The sequence below is a fragment of the Umezawaea sp. Da 62-37 genome, assembly GCF_032460545.1.
Classification (GTDB): domain Bacteria; phylum Actinomycetota; class Actinomycetes; order Mycobacteriales; family Pseudonocardiaceae; genus Umezawaea.
Genome location: NZ_CP135965.1, coordinates 8,772,610 through 8,791,863, shown reverse-complemented (window position 1 = coordinate 8,791,863; position 19,254 = coordinate 8,772,610). Strand labels below are relative to the sequence as shown.

The following is a 19,254-nucleotide window of genomic DNA, read 5'->3' as shown; positions in this document are numbered from 1 at the left end:
GTCGCCGTGGTGGGGGTCGGGGCGGCGGGCTCCGTGGTCCTCGTGGTGGCGGGCGGGGACGTTTCCGGCCGGGCCGACGCCGGCGAGGTCCTGGGCGGCGAGGTCTCCGGCCGACCCGACGCCGGCGCGGTCGTCGTGGTCGCGGGCGGCGACGTCTGCGGCTCCGTGGTCCCCTGCGTGGTCGTCGTGGGCCTGGGCGACTCCGGCGCCGAGGTGCCGGGCCGGGTCGTCGACACCACGACCGGAGCGGACCTGGTCGTCGTCACCGAGACCGGCGCGGGCCTGGTCGTCGTCACCGGGACGGGTTCGGAGCCTCCACCCGAAGCGAGCGCGATGGCCGGGATGGCGATGCCGATCCCGCCGAGCGCCACGGCACCGGCCACCAGAACAAGACGTTTGCGCACTTGCTGCTCCTAGGGTTCGGCGGGCGGTCGATCACCGCCCTCACCCCCCTTAATGCGGTGGGCCCGCGCATCGGTTGCACCGACTTTCCCCATAGCCCTCACCGCACGACGACCTCGACGGCGCGGGCCCGTTCGGCGGCCTCGTCGAGCACGGCCCGGCGCGGTTCGGCGACGTCGAGCACCCGCTCCCCCGCCTTGGCGAACACCCCGGCGAGGGCGCGGTCGTCGCGCAGCACGTCCAACGCCTGCCGGTCACCGCCGAGCACGACGGCGTCGAGTTCGTCCACCCGCGACGCCAGCACCCGGACGGCGTCGGCGGCGGCGGCCCGCAGCGCGACCCGCGCCTGCCCCTCGCGGCGGCGCGCGAACCGGTGCTGCGACCACCCGCCCGCCTTGTTGCGCCCGTGCACCTGGCGGCTGTCGGTGGTGGACACCTCCACCACGCCGTCGAGCGCGATCCCGACGCTGTGCCCGCCGAGCCGCACCAGCAGCAGACCGATCCGCCGCGGGACGAGCGCGTGCGCGACCAGCCCGTCGACCGCCAGGCGCGGCCACTCCCCCACGTCGGCCAGCGGCCCGAACGGCACGTCCACCTCGGCCCGCGTGCCGTCGGCCGCCTCGACGCGCACGTGGTCGGCGACGACCACCGTGCGCGCGACACCGCCGTGGCGTTCGGCGAACCGGTCGAACCACCCGGCCAGCCGTTCGGGCTCGACCTCGACGGCCAGCCCGCCGCCGGGCACCTCGCGGGTTCGGCTCACGGACTGCTCGCGGGGCGCATGCGCCTGATGATCGCCCCTAGGCGGGTGCGACGGCCACCCACACGGGGAACGGATGTCCGCTCTCCCCCGGCGACAGCCGCTGCACGGCGCCGAAACCGGCGAGCGCGAACTGCTCGGCCATCTGCTCGGGCGTGAGCACGCGGTGCCGGGTCGCGACCGAGGACGCGATCAGCCAGGCGCCGAGCGAGCGCTCCAGCTGCACCACTTCCAGCTCGTAGGACTCGCCGTCGTTCGACCAGTCCCACAGCTGCACGGTCACCTGGCGGCTCTCGCCGCGGCCGAGCACCTTGGGCGGCGCGGTGATCGGGCGGAGCCTGCTCAGCCGGTCCAGTTCGGGCACCGCGACCACCAGCAGCCCACCGGGCCGAAGGCACTTGCGGGCCAGCAGGAACGCCTGGCTCAACGCGTTCTCGTGGGCCAGCCGGGGCACCAGGTCGTCGCTGGCGCGGACCACGTCGACCACTCGCCCGTACGGCTGGCGCGAGATGTCGATGAGGTCGATGACGCGGTGCTCACCAGGGCCGAGCACCGCACGCGCGACCTCGACGAGCACGTCGTCCGGCTCGCCTTGTCCGGGGACGTAATCCTGGCCAGCGGTCACCGGGAACACAGTAGAGCCACCCGTTCGGGGGTCGCCAACACGGTGGCCGATCGATGGTGGCCCGGAACCGGTAGGACCGGACCACCACGACGGCACAACCGACACCGAAGGGGCTTGTACCACGCATCCAGTGCCTCGTGCACAATGTTACCGGCGGGTTCACATCAGGCGAAGTACCGACGATCACCACTTGACAGATAGGTGTCAACAGCTCGAACGTGTGACCCGTACGGACCAACCATTGACTCCATCCGGTCGCCACCAACACCCATCGTTGGCGGGTAGGGTCACTTGGGCGTGATCTAATGACAGCGGGGAGTCACCATGACCAACGCTGCCGGTCGACCTACTCTGTCCGTCGAAGACATCGATTCGACGGGCCACGGCAGTCTGGCGCAGCTCCTGACCACGGGACCGTTTCCCGAGGCCCTGAGAGCCGCGATCAAAGCGAGTCGGCTCAGCCTGGACCGCATCCAGCACCGACTGGGTCTGCGCGGTGTCACGATCAGCGTCGCGACGCTCAGCTACTGGCAATCGGGCCGACGCCGCCCTGAACGACCCGAGTCGCTGGAGGCGCTCCGGCACCTCGAGTCCGTCCTGGGTGTCCCGCAAGCGGGCCTGTCCGCCCTGCTCGGGCCACCCCGTCCACGCGGGCGACGTTGCCGCCCCACCACGATGATGCCCATCGACGCCCTCTGGGCGCGCCGTGAACGGGTCGCCGACCTGCTCACCAAGGTGGACACGACGTCCGACGTCAAGCTCGGGCGGATCAGCCAGCACGATCGCATCGACATCGCCGCGGACGGCGGTCAGCGCTCCATCTGGGTGAGGCAGATCCTGCGTGCCGAGCAGGACGGCCCAGACCGCTGGGCGCTGGTGTTCGAGACCGAGGAATCGGATGTGCTGCCGGAGGTCGCGAACCTCCGCAACTGCCACCTGGGCCGGGTCGCCGAGGACACCGACGCCAACATCATGGTCGCCGAGATGATGTTCGACCGCCCCCTGGCCAGGGGCGAGACGATCATCATGGAGTACGAACTGGTCTTCCCCGAGGGGCACTACCCCGCGGGCAACAACACCTTCGCGCGCAAGTTCCGACTGCCCGTGCGCGAGTACGTGATCGAGGTCCGGTTCGACCAGTCGAACCTGCCCGCGCGCTGCCAGCAGTACAGCCTGCCCGCCGGTGACGAGACGCCGTCGCGTCGCCGCAACCTGACGCTCGACAACGCCGGTGGCGTGCACGCCGTGGCGCTGGGCTTCGGTCCCGGCGTGTTCGGCGTCCGCTGGGAATGGCCCAAGTAGACGTGAAGCCGAAAAGGGCCCCCGCCGACGTGGCGGGGGCCCTTTTCGTTGTGCTCCACCGGGTGGGGTGCCCCGCGGCACGAGACCGCGGGGCACCTCGACCAGTGGTTACACGTAACCCGCGAGGTGCAGCGACACGGCCCGCACGGAGCCGGTGTCGGTACCCGCGGAGTCGGTCACCTTGAACGTCCAGGTGCCGTCGGCCGAACCGTTGATCAGGGCGCCCAGCGTCGACGCGGCGGGCTTCCAGGAGCCGGTGAACGGCGCCTGCGCCGAGGTCACCGTGCTGAAGGAAGTGGCCGCGGCGTCGTCGAAGACGACCTTGCACAGGTTGTTGCCCGCCCCGCCGGAACGCGAGAACAGCGTGGCGCTGGCGCCCGACGGCGAGGTCAGGGTGCCGACCAGGTCACCGACGAACGTGTGGTCGATGCCGACCGTGGTCGCCGCGTCCGCGGTCGAGCACGTGTCGCCGTCGACCGAGAACGTCACCTTCGACGCCCGGCCGATGCCGGTCACCGGGATCGCGATGCTGGCGCCGACGGTGCTGTTGTCCGGGATGGCGACGGGAGCACCGGCGTAGGCGAAGTTCTTGATGTCACGGGAAGGCTCGCCGACACCCAGCTGGAACGAGGCGGCCGTGGGCGAGGTGGAACCCGAGAACGTGACCTTCGCGTCCAGCTTGACCTGGTCACCGGGCACGAACGTGGCGGGGACGGTCACCTTGAACGTGTTGGTGACGGTCTGGCCGACCTCGATGTTGCCGTAGGACTTGGACCTCGGCGCGATCGTCACACCCGCGGTGGGCGTGGTCAGCACGACGCTGGTGGACGCCGCGGTGCCGTCACCGGAGTTGGTGACCGGCAGCGTGACGGTGGCCGTCGTACCCGGCTTCAGGTACTGGCTGCCGTCGGCGTCGTTGACGATGGTCGGCTTCTGCGCCGTGGCGAGGGCCTGCGGGCTCGCACCGGTGTAGGACAGCGCCCGGTCGGCCAGCACGACGCCGACGCCGGAGCGGTTGTCGGTGCCGGGCTCGGCGATGTCGATCGCCGTGGCGGTGAGGGCTTCCTTGACCTCGGCCGGGGTGAGCGTCGGGTTGCCCGACAGGATCAGACCCGCGATGGCCGCGGCGTTCGGCGCGGCGGCCGACGTGCCGAAGAACGGGTTGAAGCCGGAGACGCTCGTGGTCACGCCGTCGGCCGCGGTGATGTCCGGCTTCTGCCGGGTCTCGGTCAGCGGGGTGCCGTCGGCCTTGAAGAACACCTTGCGCGGGCCGTCGGAGGTGAAGCGCTCGAGCTTGGACGCGGAGCTGAAGGTGCCGGGGTACGGACCCTTCGGGTTCGCCGGGTCACCGGGCTCCAGGTCGAAGGGCAGCGCGGCGGCGGCCGGGGCCGCGGCGACGCTGATGGCGCCGTTCGCGGCGGAGTGACCGCGGGTCACGCCGGGGGTGACGAACTTCTTGAGGCCGTCGGCGGAGTCCGCGAAGCGGCCGCCCAGCGCGGAGAGCGCGATGTAGCGGTCCTCACCGCGGAACTTGACGACGGACAGGCGCAGACCACCGGTGGTGGTGTTGACCCGCTCGTACGGGTCCTGCGTGCCCTCCTGGGGGTTCTGGCTGAACGCCACGACCGCACCCTGCGCGTTGGTCAGGTAGAGGTCGTAGTCGTTGGAGGACTGGCCCAGCGGGTCGTTCCAGAAGAGCGTGACCGGCACGCCGCCCGAGTTGGCCGACAGCGGGTCGAACACCTGCTTGGCGGCGGGGTTCGGGTCGAAGTCGTGGGCCGTGCCCGCGAAGCGGCCGATGCCGACGCCGGAGTCGACGAAGTTGCCCTCCCAGTGACCGGAGGTGCCTTCCGCGACGTTGCCCTCGTTGCCGGCGGAGGAGAAGTACACCGCGCCGTCGGCGTTCACCGCGTCGACAGCGCGCGCGATGATGCCGTCCTGGAACGGGGACTCGTTGAAGTAGAGGACGTCGTCGACGATGACGTCGCAGCCGAGCTGGAAGCGCAGGGCCTTGATGTTGTCGGCGAAGCTGGCGTCGCCGTTGAACGCCGTGGCGAAGCCGAGCGCGGCGTTGGGCGCGAGGTCGTGGAGGATCTCCAGCATCGCGGTGCCCTCGTCGCCGGAACCCGCCTGACCGGTGAGCACGTCGACCGCGGGCAGCTCGCCCGAGGCCTGCGAGGTCGCCAGCGAGCTCACGCCGTCGGACAGGGCGCAGAGCTTCACGCCGGTGCCGGTGACGTGGAACTGGCCGCGAGCGGTGTCGGCCGCGTGGGCGCGGTCGCTCTCCGCGGTCTTCGTCGCCTGCACGGTGATGAGCGCCTGGCGGGTCTGGGCCTCGATCTGCTTGGCCCTCGCCTCCTTGGACAGCTCCGCGCGGGGCTTCTTCGTCTTGGACACGTCGGACGGCTCGATGTGCGCGGTGATCGCGCCCACGGCCGCTTCGACCTTCCGGACGTCGTCACGACCGGCGATGGCGCCGATCGAGGCCAGCGGGACCTGCGCCCGCACCGTGCCGCCGTCGACGGAGAACGAACGGATGCCACCCCCGCCGCCGCGGATGGCGTTCAGCAGCTCGTCGCCGACCTTCTCGGCCCGGATGTCGACCAGGACGGTGTCACCGCTCTGGACCTCGACACCGGTCTTCAGGTCCGGGAGCTTGGACGCGGTGCTGACCGACGAGCGCTTGCGCTGCTCGACGACCAGGGCGCTGTCCACTTTGGACTCGGCCTTGGTGAGGGACTTCTTGATGTCCTGCAGAGCGGAGATCTGCTTCGCGGTCGTGTCCGAGACGTCCTTGCCCGGCTTGGCCGGAGCGGCCGTCACCGGGGTGATGGAGCCAAGCGTCGCCAGCAACAGCGCCGTTCCGGCGGCGACCAGGGATTTTCTTCGTGAACGGTGCAGCGGTGAGCGCACAGGCGTCTCCCCCGAATTGAGCGTGCCCCGACGCACGCGGACTGAGAGCCGGATCGAACCGGCCGCGCCAACGTATTGTGCTCGGCTGAACACCGTCAGCGTCCGTTTGGAGGACGTCTCACCAGGCGGGGCACCAAGAGTTGACCGTTCACAAAGCATTTGTTCTCGATGGACAGTTGTCCACACGCCCGAATGGACGCAGAGCGACCGGCGAGTGGCCTCAAAGGACGAAGGCGTCCGTCCACAACTGACCGGTGCGTCCGGACAAAGCTTCCAAAAGGGCGGCGGCCTGGTTGTCCGTCAGGGAAGCGACGAAGTCCACCACGGCCCGGCCGCGGGCGAGTCCGCGCACGGCGTCCGCGCCGGTCGGCGCCTCGCCCGTCGCGCCGATCAGGGCCGACGGATCGGTGCGGGCCAGCACGGCGTACTCGGTCTCGGCGAGTTCCACCAGGTCGTGCAGCCTGCGGGGAAGCCGGTCGGACTCGTGCCGGTCGGTGACCCACTGCTCGAGGGCATCGACCAGCGCGGTGATGAGCCGGGCCTGGCCGCGCTGGTGCAGGGCGAGATCGGGGCGCAGCAGGACGAACCGCCGGTGCACGAACTTGAGCACCTGCACCTCGTGCCACTGCGCGACGGCCAGCACCACGTGCCCGGAGCGGGTGGTCGGCTCCTCCAGCACGCCGACGGCGTCGACGAGCCTGCGGGTCCAGCGCGCGGAGAACCCGGCGACGGCCTGTTCGGCCTCGACCGAACCGTCGAACGGCACGGACAGCAGTCCGTCCACAAGCTCCGCCCGAACCTTGAGCACGGCCGCCGTGAACGCGTCGTCGCTGACCGCCCACGAGTCCTTCGCGTGCAGGCGACGGCGGAGCAGTTCCAGCGACCGGCCCGGCCTGCGTTGCTGCCCCATCAGGTCCACCCGCGACAGCCCCGCGAGTTCGAGGCCTTCGGTGAGCCACGTTCCCAGTTCCGCCGCGACCGTCGCGTGCTGGAGCACGCCGACGCGGTGGAAGTCCTCCAGGTCGTGGATCGCGTAGGCGATGTCGTCCGCGGTGTCCATCACCGACGCCTCGACCGTCTGCTGCCAACCCTCGACCCGACCCTCGTAGGGAGCGCGGGCCTGCGCCAGGTCTTCGAGTTCGGTCACGTAGGCGGAGAACTTCACCGCACCCGTTCCCGGCGCGTCCGACGGTTCGGCCGCACCGCGCGGTGGCGCCGCCATGTCCTTCGGGTGCGGCCTCGGGTGCGACAGCCGCGTCCACGGGTACTTCAGCATCGCCGCCCGCACCGCCACGGTCAGGTCCAACCCCAACCCGCCGGGCCCGCGGACGTCCGTCGTCGTGATGATCCGGAACGACTGCGCGTTCCCCTCGAACCCGTCGGCCAGCCCCAACCGGTGCCGCGCGATCCGGTCCAGCACCTGTTCACCGAGGTGCCCGAACGGCGGGTGCCCCAGGTCGTGCGCCAGGGAGGCGGCCTCGACCACGTCCGGATCGCACCCGCCCAGCTTCTCCAGCACCCCGACCAGCTCTGGCCGCGCGCAAAGCCGTTCCGCGATCGCCCTCGCCGCCTGCGCCACCTTCAGGCTGTGGGTCAGCCGGTTGTGCACCAACAACCCCGACCCGGTCGAACTGACGACCTGCGTCACCCCACCGAGCCTCGCGAAGAACGGCGAACTCGCCACCCGATCCCGATCCACCCGGTACGGACTCGACGCCAGGTCCGCCGCCGCACCACCCGTACCTGCTGATCGCCGGACCGTTCGGGGGTCGAGGTGTTCACATTCCATGCCGAAACGGTAGACGACCCACCCCGACACCCGAAAACTGTCGGACCCCCTGAGTGGTTGTGAATCGGGGGGTCCTCACGAACGGGGGACCCCTGCTCAGCCCGGCCTTTTTCCTTGTTCCGCAGTCCCGGACGAGGGGTTCAGGTGTCCGAAGGTTCGACACGAGGTGCCTGAGTGTTCGACACGGGGTGCCTGGAGGTTCGACTCGCGAACGTGAAAAGCCCTCAGGGGGAGCACCAGTGGTGCTCCCCCTGAGGGAATGATTGTCCCGCGGTGACCTACTCTCCCACACCGTCACCAGTGCAGTACCATCGGCGCAGGAGGGCTTAACTACCGGGTTCGGAATGGGACCGGGTGTTTCCCCTCCGCCATGACCGCGGAAACACTATGAAATTACCAACCCGTAGGCACACAACCCCAACCAGCATGCTGGTGGGACCGTGTGGTCCGGTTCGGTTCTTTCAGAACCGCACAGTGGATGCGTAGCGTCTTCGTAAACAAGTCCTCGGCCTATTAGTACCGGTCAACTCCACCCATTACTAGGCTTCCATCTCCGGCCTATCAACCCAGTGGTCTAGCTGGGGGCCTTAACCCTCAAAGGGGTGGGATACCTCATCTTGGAACAGGCTTCCCGCTTAGATGCTTTCAGCGGTTATCCCTTCCGAACGTAGCCAACCAGCAGTGCCCTTGGCAGGACAACTGGCACACCAGAGGTTCGTCCATCCCGGTCCTCTCGTACTAGGGACAGCCTTCCTCAAGTATCCTACGCGCGCGGCGGATAGGGACCGAACTGTCTCACGACGTTCTAAACCCAGCTCGCGTACCGCTTTAATGGGCGAACAGCCCAACCCTTGGGACCTACTCCAGCCCCAGGATGCGACGAGCCGACATCGAGGTGCCAAACCATGCCGTCGATATGGACTCTTGGGCAAGATCAGCCTGTTATCCCCGGGGTACCTTTTATCCGTTGAGCGACGCCGCTTCCACCAGCCAGCGCCGGATCACTAGTTCCGACTTTCGTCCCTGCTCGACATGTCTGTCTCACAGTCAAGCCCCCTTGTGCACTTGCACTCGACACCTGATTGCCAACCAGGCTGAGGGAACCTTTGAGCGCCTCCGTTACCCTTTGGGAGGCAACCGCCCCAGTTAAACTACCCACCAGGCACTGTCCCTGATCCGGATCACGGACCGAGGTTAGACATCCAGTACGACCAGAGTGGTATTTCAACGATGACTCCACAACCACTGGCGTGGCCGCTTCACAGTCTCCCACCTATCCTACACAAGCCGAACCGAACACCAATACCAAGCTATAGTAAAGGTCCCGGGGTCTTTCCGTCCTGCCGCGCGTAACGAGCATCTTTACTCGTAATGCAATTTCGCCGGGCCTGCGGTTGAGACAGTCGAGAAGTCGTTACGCCATTCGTGCAGGTCGGAACTTACCCGACAAGGAATTTCGCTACCTTAGGATGGTTATAGTTACCACCGCCGTTTACTGGCGCTTAAGTTCTCAGCTTCGCCCTTGCGGACTAACCGGTCCCCTTAACGTTCCAGCACCGGGCAGGCGTCAGTCCGTATACATCGTCTTGCGACTTCGCACGGACCTGTGTTTTTAGTAAACAGTCGCTTCTCGCTGGTCTCTGCGGCCGTCTCACCCTAGCCTGCAAGAGGCTTCAAGTGCTACGGCCCCCCTTCTCCCGAAGTTACGGGGGGATTTTGCCGAGTTCCTTAACCACAGTTCGCCCGATCGCCTTGGTATTCTCTACCTGACCACCTGTGTCGGTTTGGGGTACGGGCCGCGTGAAAGCTCGCTAGAGGCTTTTCTCGGCAGCATGGGATCACTCTACTTCGCCTCAATCGGCTATGCATCACGTCTCAGCCTTATGTGCAACACGGATTTGCCTATGTTGCGGCCTACACGCTTACACCAGTACTACCACTCACTGGCGGAGCTACCCTCCTGCGTCACCCCATCGCTTGACTACTACAAGTTCGGGTCCCGCGCTCCACTTGCCCGATGCCCCGAAGGGCGGTGGACAAGCTTTGGGCGGTTAGCATCACAAGGTTCGCCATGGGCGCGTTCACACGGGTACGGGAATATCAACCCGTTGTCCATCGACTACGCCTGTCGGCCTCGCCTTAGGTCCCGACTTACCCTGGGCGGATTAGCCTGGCCCAGGAACCCTTGGTCATCCGGCGGGGGAGTTTCTCACTCCCCTTTCGCTACTCATGCCTGCATTCTCACTCGCATAGCCTCCACACCTGGTTCACACCGGCGCTTCACTGGCTATACGACGCTCCCCTACCCATCCACACGACTGCCAACGGATCAAGTCCGTTGGGATCATATGTGTGAATGACACAGCTTCGGCGGTGTGCTTGAGCCCCGCTACATTGTCGGCGCAGGACCACTTGACCAGTGAGCTATTACGCACTCTTTAAAGGGTGGCTGCTTCTAAGCCAACCTCCTGGTTGTCTGGGCGACCCCACATCCTTTCCCACTTAGCACACACTTAGGGGCCTTAGCTGGTGTTCTGGGCTGTTTCCCTCTCGACTACGAACCTTATCGCCCGCAGTCTCACTGCCGCACTCTCACTCACCGGCATTCGGAGTTTGGTTGATTTCGGTAAGCTTGTGGGCCCCCTAGACCATCCAGTGCTCTACCTCCGGTGAGAAACATGCGACGCTGCACCTAAATGCATTTCGGGGAGAACCAGCTATCACGGAGTTTGATTGGCCTTTCACCCCTAACCACAGCTCATCCCCCAGGTTTTCAACCCTGGTGGGTTCGGGCCTCCACACGGTCTTACCCGTACTTCACCCTGGCCATGGCTAGATCACTCCGCTTCGGGTCTAGACCACGCGACTAAGAACGCCCTATTCGGACTCGCTTTCGCTACGGCTACCCCACACGGGTTAACCTCGCCACGTAGCACTAACTCGCAGGCTCATTCTTCAAAAGGCACGCCGTCACCCCGAAAGGCTCCGACGGATTGTAGGCACACGGTTTCAGGTACTATTTCACTCCCCTCCCGGGGTACTTTTCACCTTTCCCTCACGGTACTAGTCCGCTATCGGTCACCAGGGAGTATTTAGGCTTAGCGGGTGGTCCCGCCAGATTCACAGCGAATTTCACGAGTACGCTGCTACTTGGGAACACCATCAGGAGACACCGGGTTTTCGCGTACGGGAGTCTCACCCTCTACGCTCGTGCTTTCCAGACACGTTCCGCTAACCACAGTGTTTTCTTACTCCTTGAACGTCCGGCAGAACATTCGGATAGGTCCCACGACCCCGACCACGCAACCCCTGCCGGGTATCACACGTAGCCGGTTTAGCCTCATCCGCTTTCGCTCGCCACTACTCACGGAATCACGGTTGTTTTCTCTTCCTGCGGGTACTGAGATGTTTCACTTCCCCGCGTTCCCTCCACATACCCTATGTGTTCAGGTATGGGTGACCCCACATGACTGAGGCCGGGTTTCCCCATTCGGACACCCTAGGATCTCAGCTCGGTTGGCAGCTCCCCTAGGCTTTTCGCAGCCTCCTACGTCCTTCATCGGCTCCTGGTGCCAAGGCATTCACCGTATGCCCTTAAAAACTTGTCTACAAAGATGCTCGCATCCACTGTGCAGTTCTCAAAGAACGAACGGACATCCACCCACTACTGTCACCGCCTGTGCTCAGGCTTTCGCCTGGCTGGTTCGGGGACCGGGCAGACCCGGATCATTTCCTCGTACTGAGCGAAACACTTGCGTGTTCTCTCAGGACCCAACAGCGTGCCGACAAACTTGCGACGATCCCCCCACGACCCTTCCATGCTTGCAAGCAAGCCGTACTAACTCGTGGAGCAACCGTGCCGAATGCATATAGCCAGCATCCACATCTATGAGCAACCCATCCAACGATCGGACGCCGTTGGCATGGACTCCATCCCGTGTGCACCATGTGCCCACAAGACGCGAGAAGCTCCTTAGAAAGGAGGTGATCCAGCCGCACCTTCCGGTACGGCTACCTTGTTACGACTTCGTCCCAATCGCCAGTCCCACCTTCGACCGCTCCCCCCCTTGCGGGTTGGGCCACGGGCTTCGGGTGTTACCGACTTTCGTGACGTGACGGGCGGTGTGTACAAGGCCCGGGAACGTATTCACCGCAGCGTTGCTGATCTGCGATTACTAGCGACTCCGACTTCACGGGGTCGAGTTGCAGACCCCGATCCGAACTGAGACCGGCTTTATGGGATTCGCTCCACCTCGCGGCTTAGCAGCCCTTTGTACCGGCCATTGTAGCATGTGTGAAGCCCTGGACATAAGGGGCATGATGACTTGACGTCATCCCCACCTTCCTCCGAGTTGACCCCGGCAGTCTCCCATGAGTCCCCGCCATAACGCGCTGGCAACATGGAACGAGGGTTGCGCTCGTTGCGGGACTTAACCCAACATCTCACGACACGAGCTGACGACAGCCATGCACCACCTGTACACCGACCTTGCGGGGCACCCATCTCTGGATGTTTCCGGTGTATGTCAAGCCCAGGTAAGGTTCTTCGCGTTGCATCGAATTAATCCACATGCTCCGCCGCTTGTGCGGGCCCCCGTCAATTCCTTTGAGTTTTAGCCTTGCGGCCGTACTCCCCAGGCGGGGTGCTTAATGCGTTAGCTGCGGCACGGAGGACGTGGAAGTCCCCCACACCTAGCACCCACCGTTTACGGCGTGGACTACCAGGGTATCTAATCCTGTTCGCTCCCCACGCTTTCGCTCCTCAGCGTCAGTATCGGCCCAGAGACCCGCCTTCGCCACCGGTGTTCCTCCTGATATCTGCGCATTTCACCGCTACACCAGGAATTCCAGTCTCCCCTGCCGAACTCAAGTCTGCCCGTATCGACTGCAGGCCCACAGTTAAGCTGTAGGTTTTCACAGCCGACGCAACAAACCGCCTACGAGCTCTTTACGCCCAATAATTCCGGACAACGCTCGCACCCTACGTATTACCGCGGCTGCTGGCACGTAGTTAGCCGGTGCTTCTTCTGTAGGTACCGTCACTTGCGCTTCGTCCCTACTGAAAGAGGTTTACAACCCGAAGGCAGTCATCCCTCACGCGGCGTCGCTGCATCAGGCTTTCGCCCATTGTGCAATATTCCCCACTGCTGCCTCCCGTAGGAGTCTGGGCCGTGTCTCAGTCCCAGTGTGGCCGGTCGCCCTCTCAGGCCGGCTACCCGTCGTCGCCTTGGTAGGCCATTACCCCACCAACAAGCTGATAGGCCGCGGGTCCATCCTGTACCGCCGGAACTTTCCACACCACACCATGCGATGAAGTGTCATATCCGGTATTAGACCTAGTTTCCCAGGCTTATCCCAGAGTACAGGGCAGGTTACCCACGTGTTACTCACCCGTTCGCCGCTCGTGTACCCCGAAGGGCCTTACCGCTCGACTTGCATGTGTTAAGCACGCCGCCAGCGTTCGTCCTGAGCCAGGATCAAACTCTCCAATAATGAATTGTTTGATCGCTCCGAACAATCACTGACAATTGCTGTCAGTTGTCCAGTTTGATCTCAAAGGAAACCCATTGACTGGGTTCATATAAGTTACTGGCTATTCGGCACGCTGTTGAGTTCTCAAAGAACACGCGCACACCGTTTCGAACCGCTCATGTCGAGTGATTCAAGCGAGGGCGCTTGTTTTGTTCGGTATTTCGTTTGTGTCTGAAGCTTAGCAACTCCGTTTTCGCTTTGTCAAATCGGCCGGTTCGGGCCGTTTTGCTCAGCAGAAACTCGCTTCGCATTCAGTTTGCTATGTTCCAGAGGCTATCCGAACCGCATTTCCCTTGTCAAATCGGCTTGCAGTGGAGATAACCACCGACTTCACCGGCCCAGCAAGGGATGCTGGTGTTCATGTAGTTCTGGGGTTTTGCCCCGCTCCGTTCCGTTTCCGGCCCGTTCCGCGGTGGCAAGGAGAAACTTACACGGGTGTGGTTCGGGTTCCAAATCGGGGGTCCCTTCAGTGTTAGCCGGCGCGTTGACGTGCGGAATCACCCCCGATCGGGCGCGGCGGAGCGCACACGGGGAAGGATAACGTCGGACCGTGGACGTGATCGTGCTGGGTGGTGGGCCCGCGGGTAGGGCGTTGGCGGGTGCCTGCGCGACTTCGGGACTGGAGACAACGCTGGTCGATCCCCGACCGGATCGGCCGTGGACGGCCACCTACGGGGCGTGGGCCGATGAATTGCCGTCCGGAACGCCCGTGGCAGCGGTCGCACCGGTGACCCGCGCCATCGGCGTCGAACACCACGTGCTGGATCGCGCGTACGCCGTCGTGGACAACGCCCGGCTCCAGGTGTTCCACCCCGATGTCCGGGTGGAGACCGGCAAGGCCGTGCGCACCGTGCTCGGACCCAAGAGCACGACGGTGCTCCTGGCCGACGGCCGCACGCTGACCGCCACGCTCGTGGTCGACGCCACCGGTGCCCCTCCCAGTCGCGGCCGGGTCGAGCAGACCGCCGCGGGTGTGGTCGTCAGCACGGCCGACGCGAAGGCGGTCGTCGCCGAGGGCGAGGCGCTGATCATGGACTGGCGGCAGCCGCCGGACGCCGGTGTCGACTGGCCCACCTTCCTCTACGCCGTTCCCCTGGACGCGGACCGCGTGCTGCTGGAGGAGACGTCGCTGGCCCGCCGCCCCGGCCTCCCGGTGGCCGAGCTGCGCAAGCGGTTGGCTTCACGGCTGGCCCTGCACGGTGTCGACCCGTCGGACGTGGAGGAGCAGGTCCGCTTCCCCGTCGACCTGAACCGCTCGGCGCAGCTCGCGTTCGGCGCGGCGGCCGCGCTGGTGCACCCGGCCACCGGGTACAGCGTCGCGACGACGTTGACGCTGGCGCCCCTGGTCGCCGCCGCCATCGCCGACGCGCTGCCCCGCGGTCCCCGTGCGGCGCGGGCCGCGGCGCGGCAGGTCGTCTGGTCCCCCGCCGCGAAGGTCGTGCACACCATGCGCCGCCACGGGCTGCGCGTGCTGCTGTCGATGCCGTCCGAGCAGGTGCCGGAGTTCTTCGACCTGTTCTTCGGGCTGCCCGAGGAGCTGCGGCACGCGTACCTGTCCGACCGGGAGGACGTCGCCGGGGCGACCAAGGCGATGGCCGAGCTGTTCCGCGGCGCCCCGTGGCGGTTGCGCCGGACGATGGTGCTGGCACCGCAGGACCGCTGACACCGGCCGAAGAGGTCGTGAACACCTGGTGAACCACCTCGGCGAACGATGACCGACCGGGCACGATCGACTGGTGCCCGCGTTGCTGGATGACGTCCGATTCGCCTTCCAGCCGCTGTTCAACCTCCACACCGGAGGTGTCGTCGCGGTCGAAGCGCTGGCCCGGCCCCATGACGGCGGCGTGCGGGACCTGCTGCGCGTGGCCCACGGCGCGGGGTACCTGACGAACACCGACGTGGCCCTCGCCTGCCGTGCGGTGGGCTTCGCCGCCGACCACGACCTCACGCTGCCGCTGCACCTGAACCTGATGGCGATGACGGTCGCGGACCGACCGGAGTTCCTCGCTCCCCTGTTCGGCGCGCTGCGCGACGCGGGCCGTTCGCCGTCGAGCGTGGTGGTCGAGATCGGCGTCCCCTACTCCCGCGCGCGGCGGAGCTCGCTGCTGCGCGGGCTGGAGCTGCTGCGCGGGAGCGGGTTCCGGATCGCGCTGGACGGGGTCGGCGAGGGCGACGTGCCGTTGGGCCTGCTCGCGGCCGCGCGCCCGCACCTGCTGAAGCTGGACCGCGAGGTCGTGGCGGCGCTGCCGGACGACCCCGGCCAGTGCGCCGTGGTCCAGGGGTTGCTGCACATCGCCGAGCACACCGGGTCGCAGGTGGTCGCCGAGGGCGTGGAGACCGAGGCCGAGCTGGCGTCGTTGCGCAGGCTCGGGGTGTGGCTGGCGCAGGGCAACCTGCTGGCGACGGCGTCGCGAAGACCGAAGGTCGACGCCACCATCGAGGCCGTGCTCAGCGAGGCCAACGACCCGGAGGCCGTGGCCCACACCGGCCCGATCCGGCGCGCCGCCGGACCTCGGGTGACCGACTTCCTGCACCCGGCCACGACGCTGCCGGAGGACGCCACGTCCGAGCAGGTGCGCGAACTGCTGGCGGACCACCCGAGCCTCAGCGGCGTGGTCCTCGTCGATCCCGAGGGCCGTCCGCTCTGGTCCGTCGACCGCAACCGCTTCCTCCTTGCCGTGACCGGTCCCTACGGCCACGCGCTGCACGCCCGCCGCGAAGCCGCCCGGCTCGCCGACCGGCCGCACCTGATCGCCACCGACACCAGTGCCGTCGAGCTGCTGGACATCGTCGCGGGAGCCGACCGCGTGCGCGCCAACGACGACCTGGTCGTGGTCGACGCCGACGACAAGTGCCTCGGCGTCGTGCGGGTCGCGGACGTCGTGCGCGGCATCGCCGAGCTGAAGGTCGAGCGGGCCGCGGCGCTGAACCCGCTGACCAGGCTGCCCGGCAGCGACGCCGTCGCGCGCGAGGTCGACCGGCGGATCATGGCGGGCGAGTTCTTCGCCGTCGGCTGGCTGGACGTGGACGGGTTCAAGCGCGTCAACGACGGCGTCGGCTTCGCCGCGGGCGACGAGCTGATCCGCGCGATCGGCCGCGCGCTGTCCGAGACCGCGGTCCCGTGGCCGTCCGCGCAGGTGGGCCACGTCGGCGGGGACGACTTCCTGGTCGTGGCGGGGCTCGACGAGATCGTGCCGATGGCTTCACGGGTGCTCGACACCGCGTTCGAGGCCGAGGGGCTGCCGGTCGCGCTGTCGCTGGCGACACTGGTGTGCACCGCCGGGTCGGTGCCGTCCTACCGCGAGGTGTCCCGGCTGCTGGCACCGCTGAAGGCGCGCGCGAAGTCGTTGCAGGGCACCAGTTGGGTGCTCGGCAGGCCGGGCGACGAACGAGTCGACCTGCTCCGCGGCAGACCCGCCGGGGACACCGGATTCCCCCGCCCGGCGGCGTGAACCCCCGATGTTCACGTGACCGATGTCCCGGATGTCCGAAACTGACGCCATCCGCGCGTAGAGTTCGCCAATACGCCGCATGTGCCTGTGGGTTCGTCACTCATAGCATTGTGAGGACTACCCACAGCATTGGACGTATCCCCGTGAGCAAGGCCGACACCAGCCAGTTGCCCCGACCACGGACACTCTTCGACCAGGCCCTTTCCGTGGGCGTCGAGGAGGAGTTCCTGCTGGTCGACGCCACCACCCGCGAGGTCGCCCCGCTCGCGCCGGAAGTGCTCGCCACGCCGCGGGATTCCCGCTACGACCTCCAGGCCGAGCTGACGGACTTCCAGGTCGAGATCGCCACCCCGGTCTGCCGATCGATGACCGAGGTGCGCACCGAACTCGTCGCCGCCCGCGCCGCCCTCGGCTCCATGGCCTCCGCCCACGGCACCCGCCTGGTCGCCACCGGCACGGCGGTACTCGGCGAGGTCAACCCCGCCCCGCTCACGGACGACCCGCGCTACCGCAAGATGGAAGTCGAGTACGGCCGACTGATCCACGACCTGACCATCTGCGGCTGCCACGTGCACGTCGGAATCCCCGACGACGACGCGGGCGTCCACATCAGCAACCACCTCCGCCCCTGGCTGCCGGTCCTGCTGGCGTTGAGCGCCAACTCACCGTTCGCCTCGGGCCGCGACACCGGCTACGCCAGCTGGCGCTACCTGACCTGGTCCCCCTGGCCCTCCGCGGGCGCACCGCCGTGGTTCGCCTCCGCCGAGGAGTACCACGCGAACACACGGCTCATGCAGGACAGCGGCGCCGCCATGGACGCGGCCACGATCTACTGGGACGTAAGGCTTTCCGCCAACCACCCGACAGTGGAGCTGCGGGTCTGCGACGTCGCCGCCACCGTCGACGAGGCCGTGCTGATCGCCGCCCTCACCCGCGCGATCGCCTCCATGGCACTGAGTTCCCGCGTCCCCGCCCTGAACGTGGCACCCCACCTGCTGCGCGCGGCGTTGTGGCGAGCAGCAAGGGACGGCGTCGAGGGCACGAACGTCAACCTCGCCACCGGCGAACTGGTACGAGCTTCAACACAGGTACAGGCACTGGTGACCTGGGCCCGACCGGCTTTGGAAGCTTCCGGCGACTTCGACCTGGTAACAGCAGGCGTCGACCGAATGCTGCTGGACGGCTCAGGAGCAGAACGACAACGGCGAGCATTTCGGCGCCACGGAAAACTCTCGGACGTAGTGGACCTGCTGGTGGAACAGACCGCACCGGCATAAAGCCACACACCCGAGCACCAAAACCGAGCACCGAGCACTAGCCAAGCGAGCGTGCCCGCAAGCACCACCAAACCGAGCGCGCCCGCATCCGTTCGGCCGACTTCATTGGGGTTTTGGGCCCTACCCTTGCGGCGTCGGGCTGGGCTTCACCACCTGCCCTTCAAGACCGCCGAGGGCCGAAAAGAGGGGCCCCAAGTCAAGTCGGCCGAACCCGGAGAACGTCGGCCACCCGCTGACCGGTTTCGAGGGACAAGCCCACCAAACCCGGCGACAACCCACGCCAACCAACACCCAGCAACAAACCCCCACGAACGCAAAAGACCCACCCGGCCAAAGCCGAGCGGGCCCAAAGCGAAACCACCCCTAAACCGTGAACCCCAAAGCCCTCAACTGCTCCCGACCATCGTCGGTGATCTTCTCCGGCCCCCACGGCGGCATCCACACCCAGTTGATGCGGAAGTCGTCCACCAGCCCACCACCGGGACCACCGGTCAACGCCTGCCGCGTCTGGTCCTCGATCACGTCCGTCAACGGACAGGCCGCCGACGTCAGCGTCATGTCGATGATGGCGATGTTGCCCTCTTCGACGCGGAGGTCGTACACGAGGCCGAGGTCGACCACGTTGATGCCCAGCTCCGGGTCGACGACGTCGCGCATGGCCTCTTCGAGGTCGTCGTACGCCGCGAGGTCGGCCTTGGGTGCCGGCGGCACGGGCAGCCCTTCGACGCCGCGCACGACCTCGGTGTCCTGCTCGCTCATGCCTTTGCTCCTTCGCTGCGGGCGACCGCGTCCTTGAAAGCCATCCACCCGAGCAGCGCGCACTTGACGCGTGCCGGGTACTTCGAAACGCCCGCGAAGGCGATTCCGTCCTCGAGGACGTCCTCGTCGGGTTCCAGCTGGCCGCGGCTCTGCATGAGTTCCACGAAGGCGTCGAACTTCTTGAAGGCCTCGCCGAGCGACTTGCCGATCACCAGGTCCGTGAGCACCGACGTGGAGGCCTGGCTGATGGAGCAGCCCTGGCCGTCGTAGGACACGTCGGTGACGGTCTCGCCATCGAGCTTGACCCGCAGCGTGACCTCGTCACCGCAGGTCGGGTTGACCTGGAACGACTCGGCGTCGTACGGGTCGCGCAGACCGCGACCGTGCGGGTTCTTGTAGTGGTCCAGGATGATCTCCTGGTACATCTGCTGCAGCTGCATGTC

Annotated in this window: 11 protein-coding genes and 3 rRNA genes; 5 read left to right on the top strand and 9 right to left on the bottom strand. The window is 66.5% G+C overall.

The annotated features are described in order from the left end of the window. The first annotated feature begins 6 nt into the window (after nt 1-6). Nucleotides 7-417 carry a hypothetical protein gene (locus RM788_RS40015; RefSeq protein WP_315925035.1) on the top strand — a complete coding sequence of 137 codons (411 nt, stop codon included), beginning with the start codon at nt 7-9 and terminating at the stop codon, nt 415-417. 85 nt (nt 418-502) lie between these two features. Here RM788_RS40015 and RM788_RS40010 read toward each other — a convergent pair whose 3' ends face one another. Together RM788_RS40010 and RM788_RS40005 are read right to left on the bottom strand one after the other, a co-directional pair. Further along, nucleotides 503-1,165 (bottom strand): acVLRF1 family peptidyl-tRNA hydrolase, encoded by a 663-nt coding sequence (locus RM788_RS40010; protein WP_315925033.1) that lies wholly within the window; start codon nt 1,163-1,165, stop codon nt 503-505. A 37-nt stretch (nt 1,166-1,202) separates the two neighbouring features. Then, nucleotides 1,203-1,787 carry a hypothetical protein gene (locus RM788_RS40005; RefSeq protein ID WP_315925031.1) on the bottom strand — a complete coding sequence of 195 codons (585 nt, stop codon included), beginning with the start codon at nt 1,785-1,787 and terminating at the stop codon, nt 1,203-1,205. 324 nt (nt 1,788-2,111) lie between these two features. On the opposite strand from RM788_RS40005, the gene RM788_RS40000 reads away from it, so the two are divergent. Then, nucleotides 2,112-3,089 carry a helix-turn-helix domain-containing protein gene (locus RM788_RS40000; RefSeq protein WP_315925029.1) on the top strand — a complete coding sequence of 326 codons (978 nt, stop codon included), beginning with the start codon at nt 2,112-2,114 and terminating at the stop codon, nt 3,087-3,089. Nucleotides 3,090-3,197: 108 nt separating this feature from the next. Here the strand turns inward: RM788_RS40000 and RM788_RS39995 are convergent, their stop codons facing one another. The 5 genes from RM788_RS39995 to RM788_RS39975 all read right to left on the bottom strand — a co-directional run bounded on the left by RM788_RS39995 (nt 3,198) and on the right by RM788_RS39975 (nt 13,284). After that, entirely contained in the window at nt 3,198-6,002 is a 2,805-nt protein-coding gene (locus tag RM788_RS39995; RefSeq protein WP_315925027.1) for a S8 family serine peptidase, read from the bottom strand. Nucleotides 6,003-6,222: 220 nt separating this feature from the next. Further along, on the bottom strand, nt 6,223-7,791 hold the full coding sequence (locus RM788_RS39990) for a deoxyguanosinetriphosphate triphosphohydrolase family protein (RefSeq protein WP_315925025.1): 1,569 nt from the start codon (nt 7,789-7,791) through the stop codon (nt 6,223-6,225). A 265-nt stretch (nt 7,792-8,056) separates the two neighbouring features. Then, nucleotides 8,057-8,173, bottom strand: a 5S ribosomal RNA gene (rrf, locus tag RM788_RS39985). Between the two features lie 111 nt (nt 8,174-8,284). Next, nucleotides 8,285-11,399 (bottom strand): 23S ribosomal RNA (locus tag RM788_RS39980). Nucleotides 11,400-11,768: 369 nt separating this feature from the next. Then, nucleotides 11,769-13,284 (bottom strand): 16S ribosomal RNA (locus tag RM788_RS39975). The 16S, 23S and 5S rRNA genes sit together here, the layout of an rRNA operon. 589 nt (nt 13,285-13,873) lie before the next feature. Here RM788_RS39975 and RM788_RS39970 point away from each other — a divergent pair. From RM788_RS39970 to RM788_RS39960, 3 genes are all read left to right on the top strand, one after another. After that, complete coding sequence (locus tag RM788_RS39970; RefSeq protein WP_315925023.1) at nt 13,874-14,986, top strand: lycopene cyclase family protein; 1,113 nt, start codon at nt 13,874-13,876, stop codon at nt 14,984-14,986. A 73-nt stretch (nt 14,987-15,059) separates the two neighbouring features. Further along, a complete protein-coding gene (locus tag RM788_RS39965; RefSeq protein ID WP_315925021.1) occupies nt 15,060-16,775 on the top strand; it encodes an EAL domain-containing protein in 1,716 nt (571 codons plus the stop codon). 143 nt (nt 16,776-16,918) lie between these two features. Further along, nucleotides 16,919-18,052: a carboxylate-amine ligase gene (locus RM788_RS39960; protein ID WP_315925020.1), complete on the top strand. Its 1,134-nt coding sequence runs from the start codon at nt 16,919-16,921 to the stop codon at nt 18,050-18,052. A gap of 363 nt (nt 18,053-18,415) precedes the next feature. Here RM788_RS39960 and RM788_RS39955 read toward each other — a convergent pair whose 3' ends face one another. Both RM788_RS39955 and sufU read right to left on the bottom strand, forming a co-directional pair. After that, nucleotides 18,416-18,811 carry a metal-sulfur cluster assembly factor gene (locus tag RM788_RS39955; protein WP_315925018.1) on the bottom strand — a complete coding sequence of 132 codons (396 nt, stop codon included), beginning with the start codon at nt 18,809-18,811 and terminating at the stop codon, nt 18,416-18,418. Then, nucleotides 18,808-19,251, bottom strand: a complete 444-nt coding sequence (gene sufU / locus RM788_RS39950; protein WP_315925016.1) for a Fe-S cluster assembly sulfur transfer protein SufU — start codon at nt 19,249-19,251, stop codon at nt 18,808-18,810. Before sufU ends, RM788_RS39955 begins: the two co-directional genes overlap by 4 nt. Nucleotides 19,252-19,254: the final 3 nt, after the last annotated feature.

Coding starts and splice junctions, on each gene's coding strand:
- sufU (WP_315925016.1), bottom strand. CDS start 19,251: ATGCAGCTGCAGCAGATGTACCAGGAGATCATCCTGGACCACTACAAG.
- RM788_RS39990 (WP_315925025.1), bottom strand. CDS start 7,791: ATGGAATGTGAACACCTCGACCCCCGAACGGTCCGGCGATCAGCAGGT.
- RM788_RS39955 (WP_315925018.1), bottom strand. CDS start 18,811: ATGAGCGAGCAGGACACCGAGGTCGTGCGCGGCGTCGAAGGGCTGCCC.
- RM788_RS40000 (WP_315925029.1), top strand. CDS start 2,112: ATGACCAACGCTGCCGGTCGACCTACTCTGTCCGTCGAAGACATCGAT.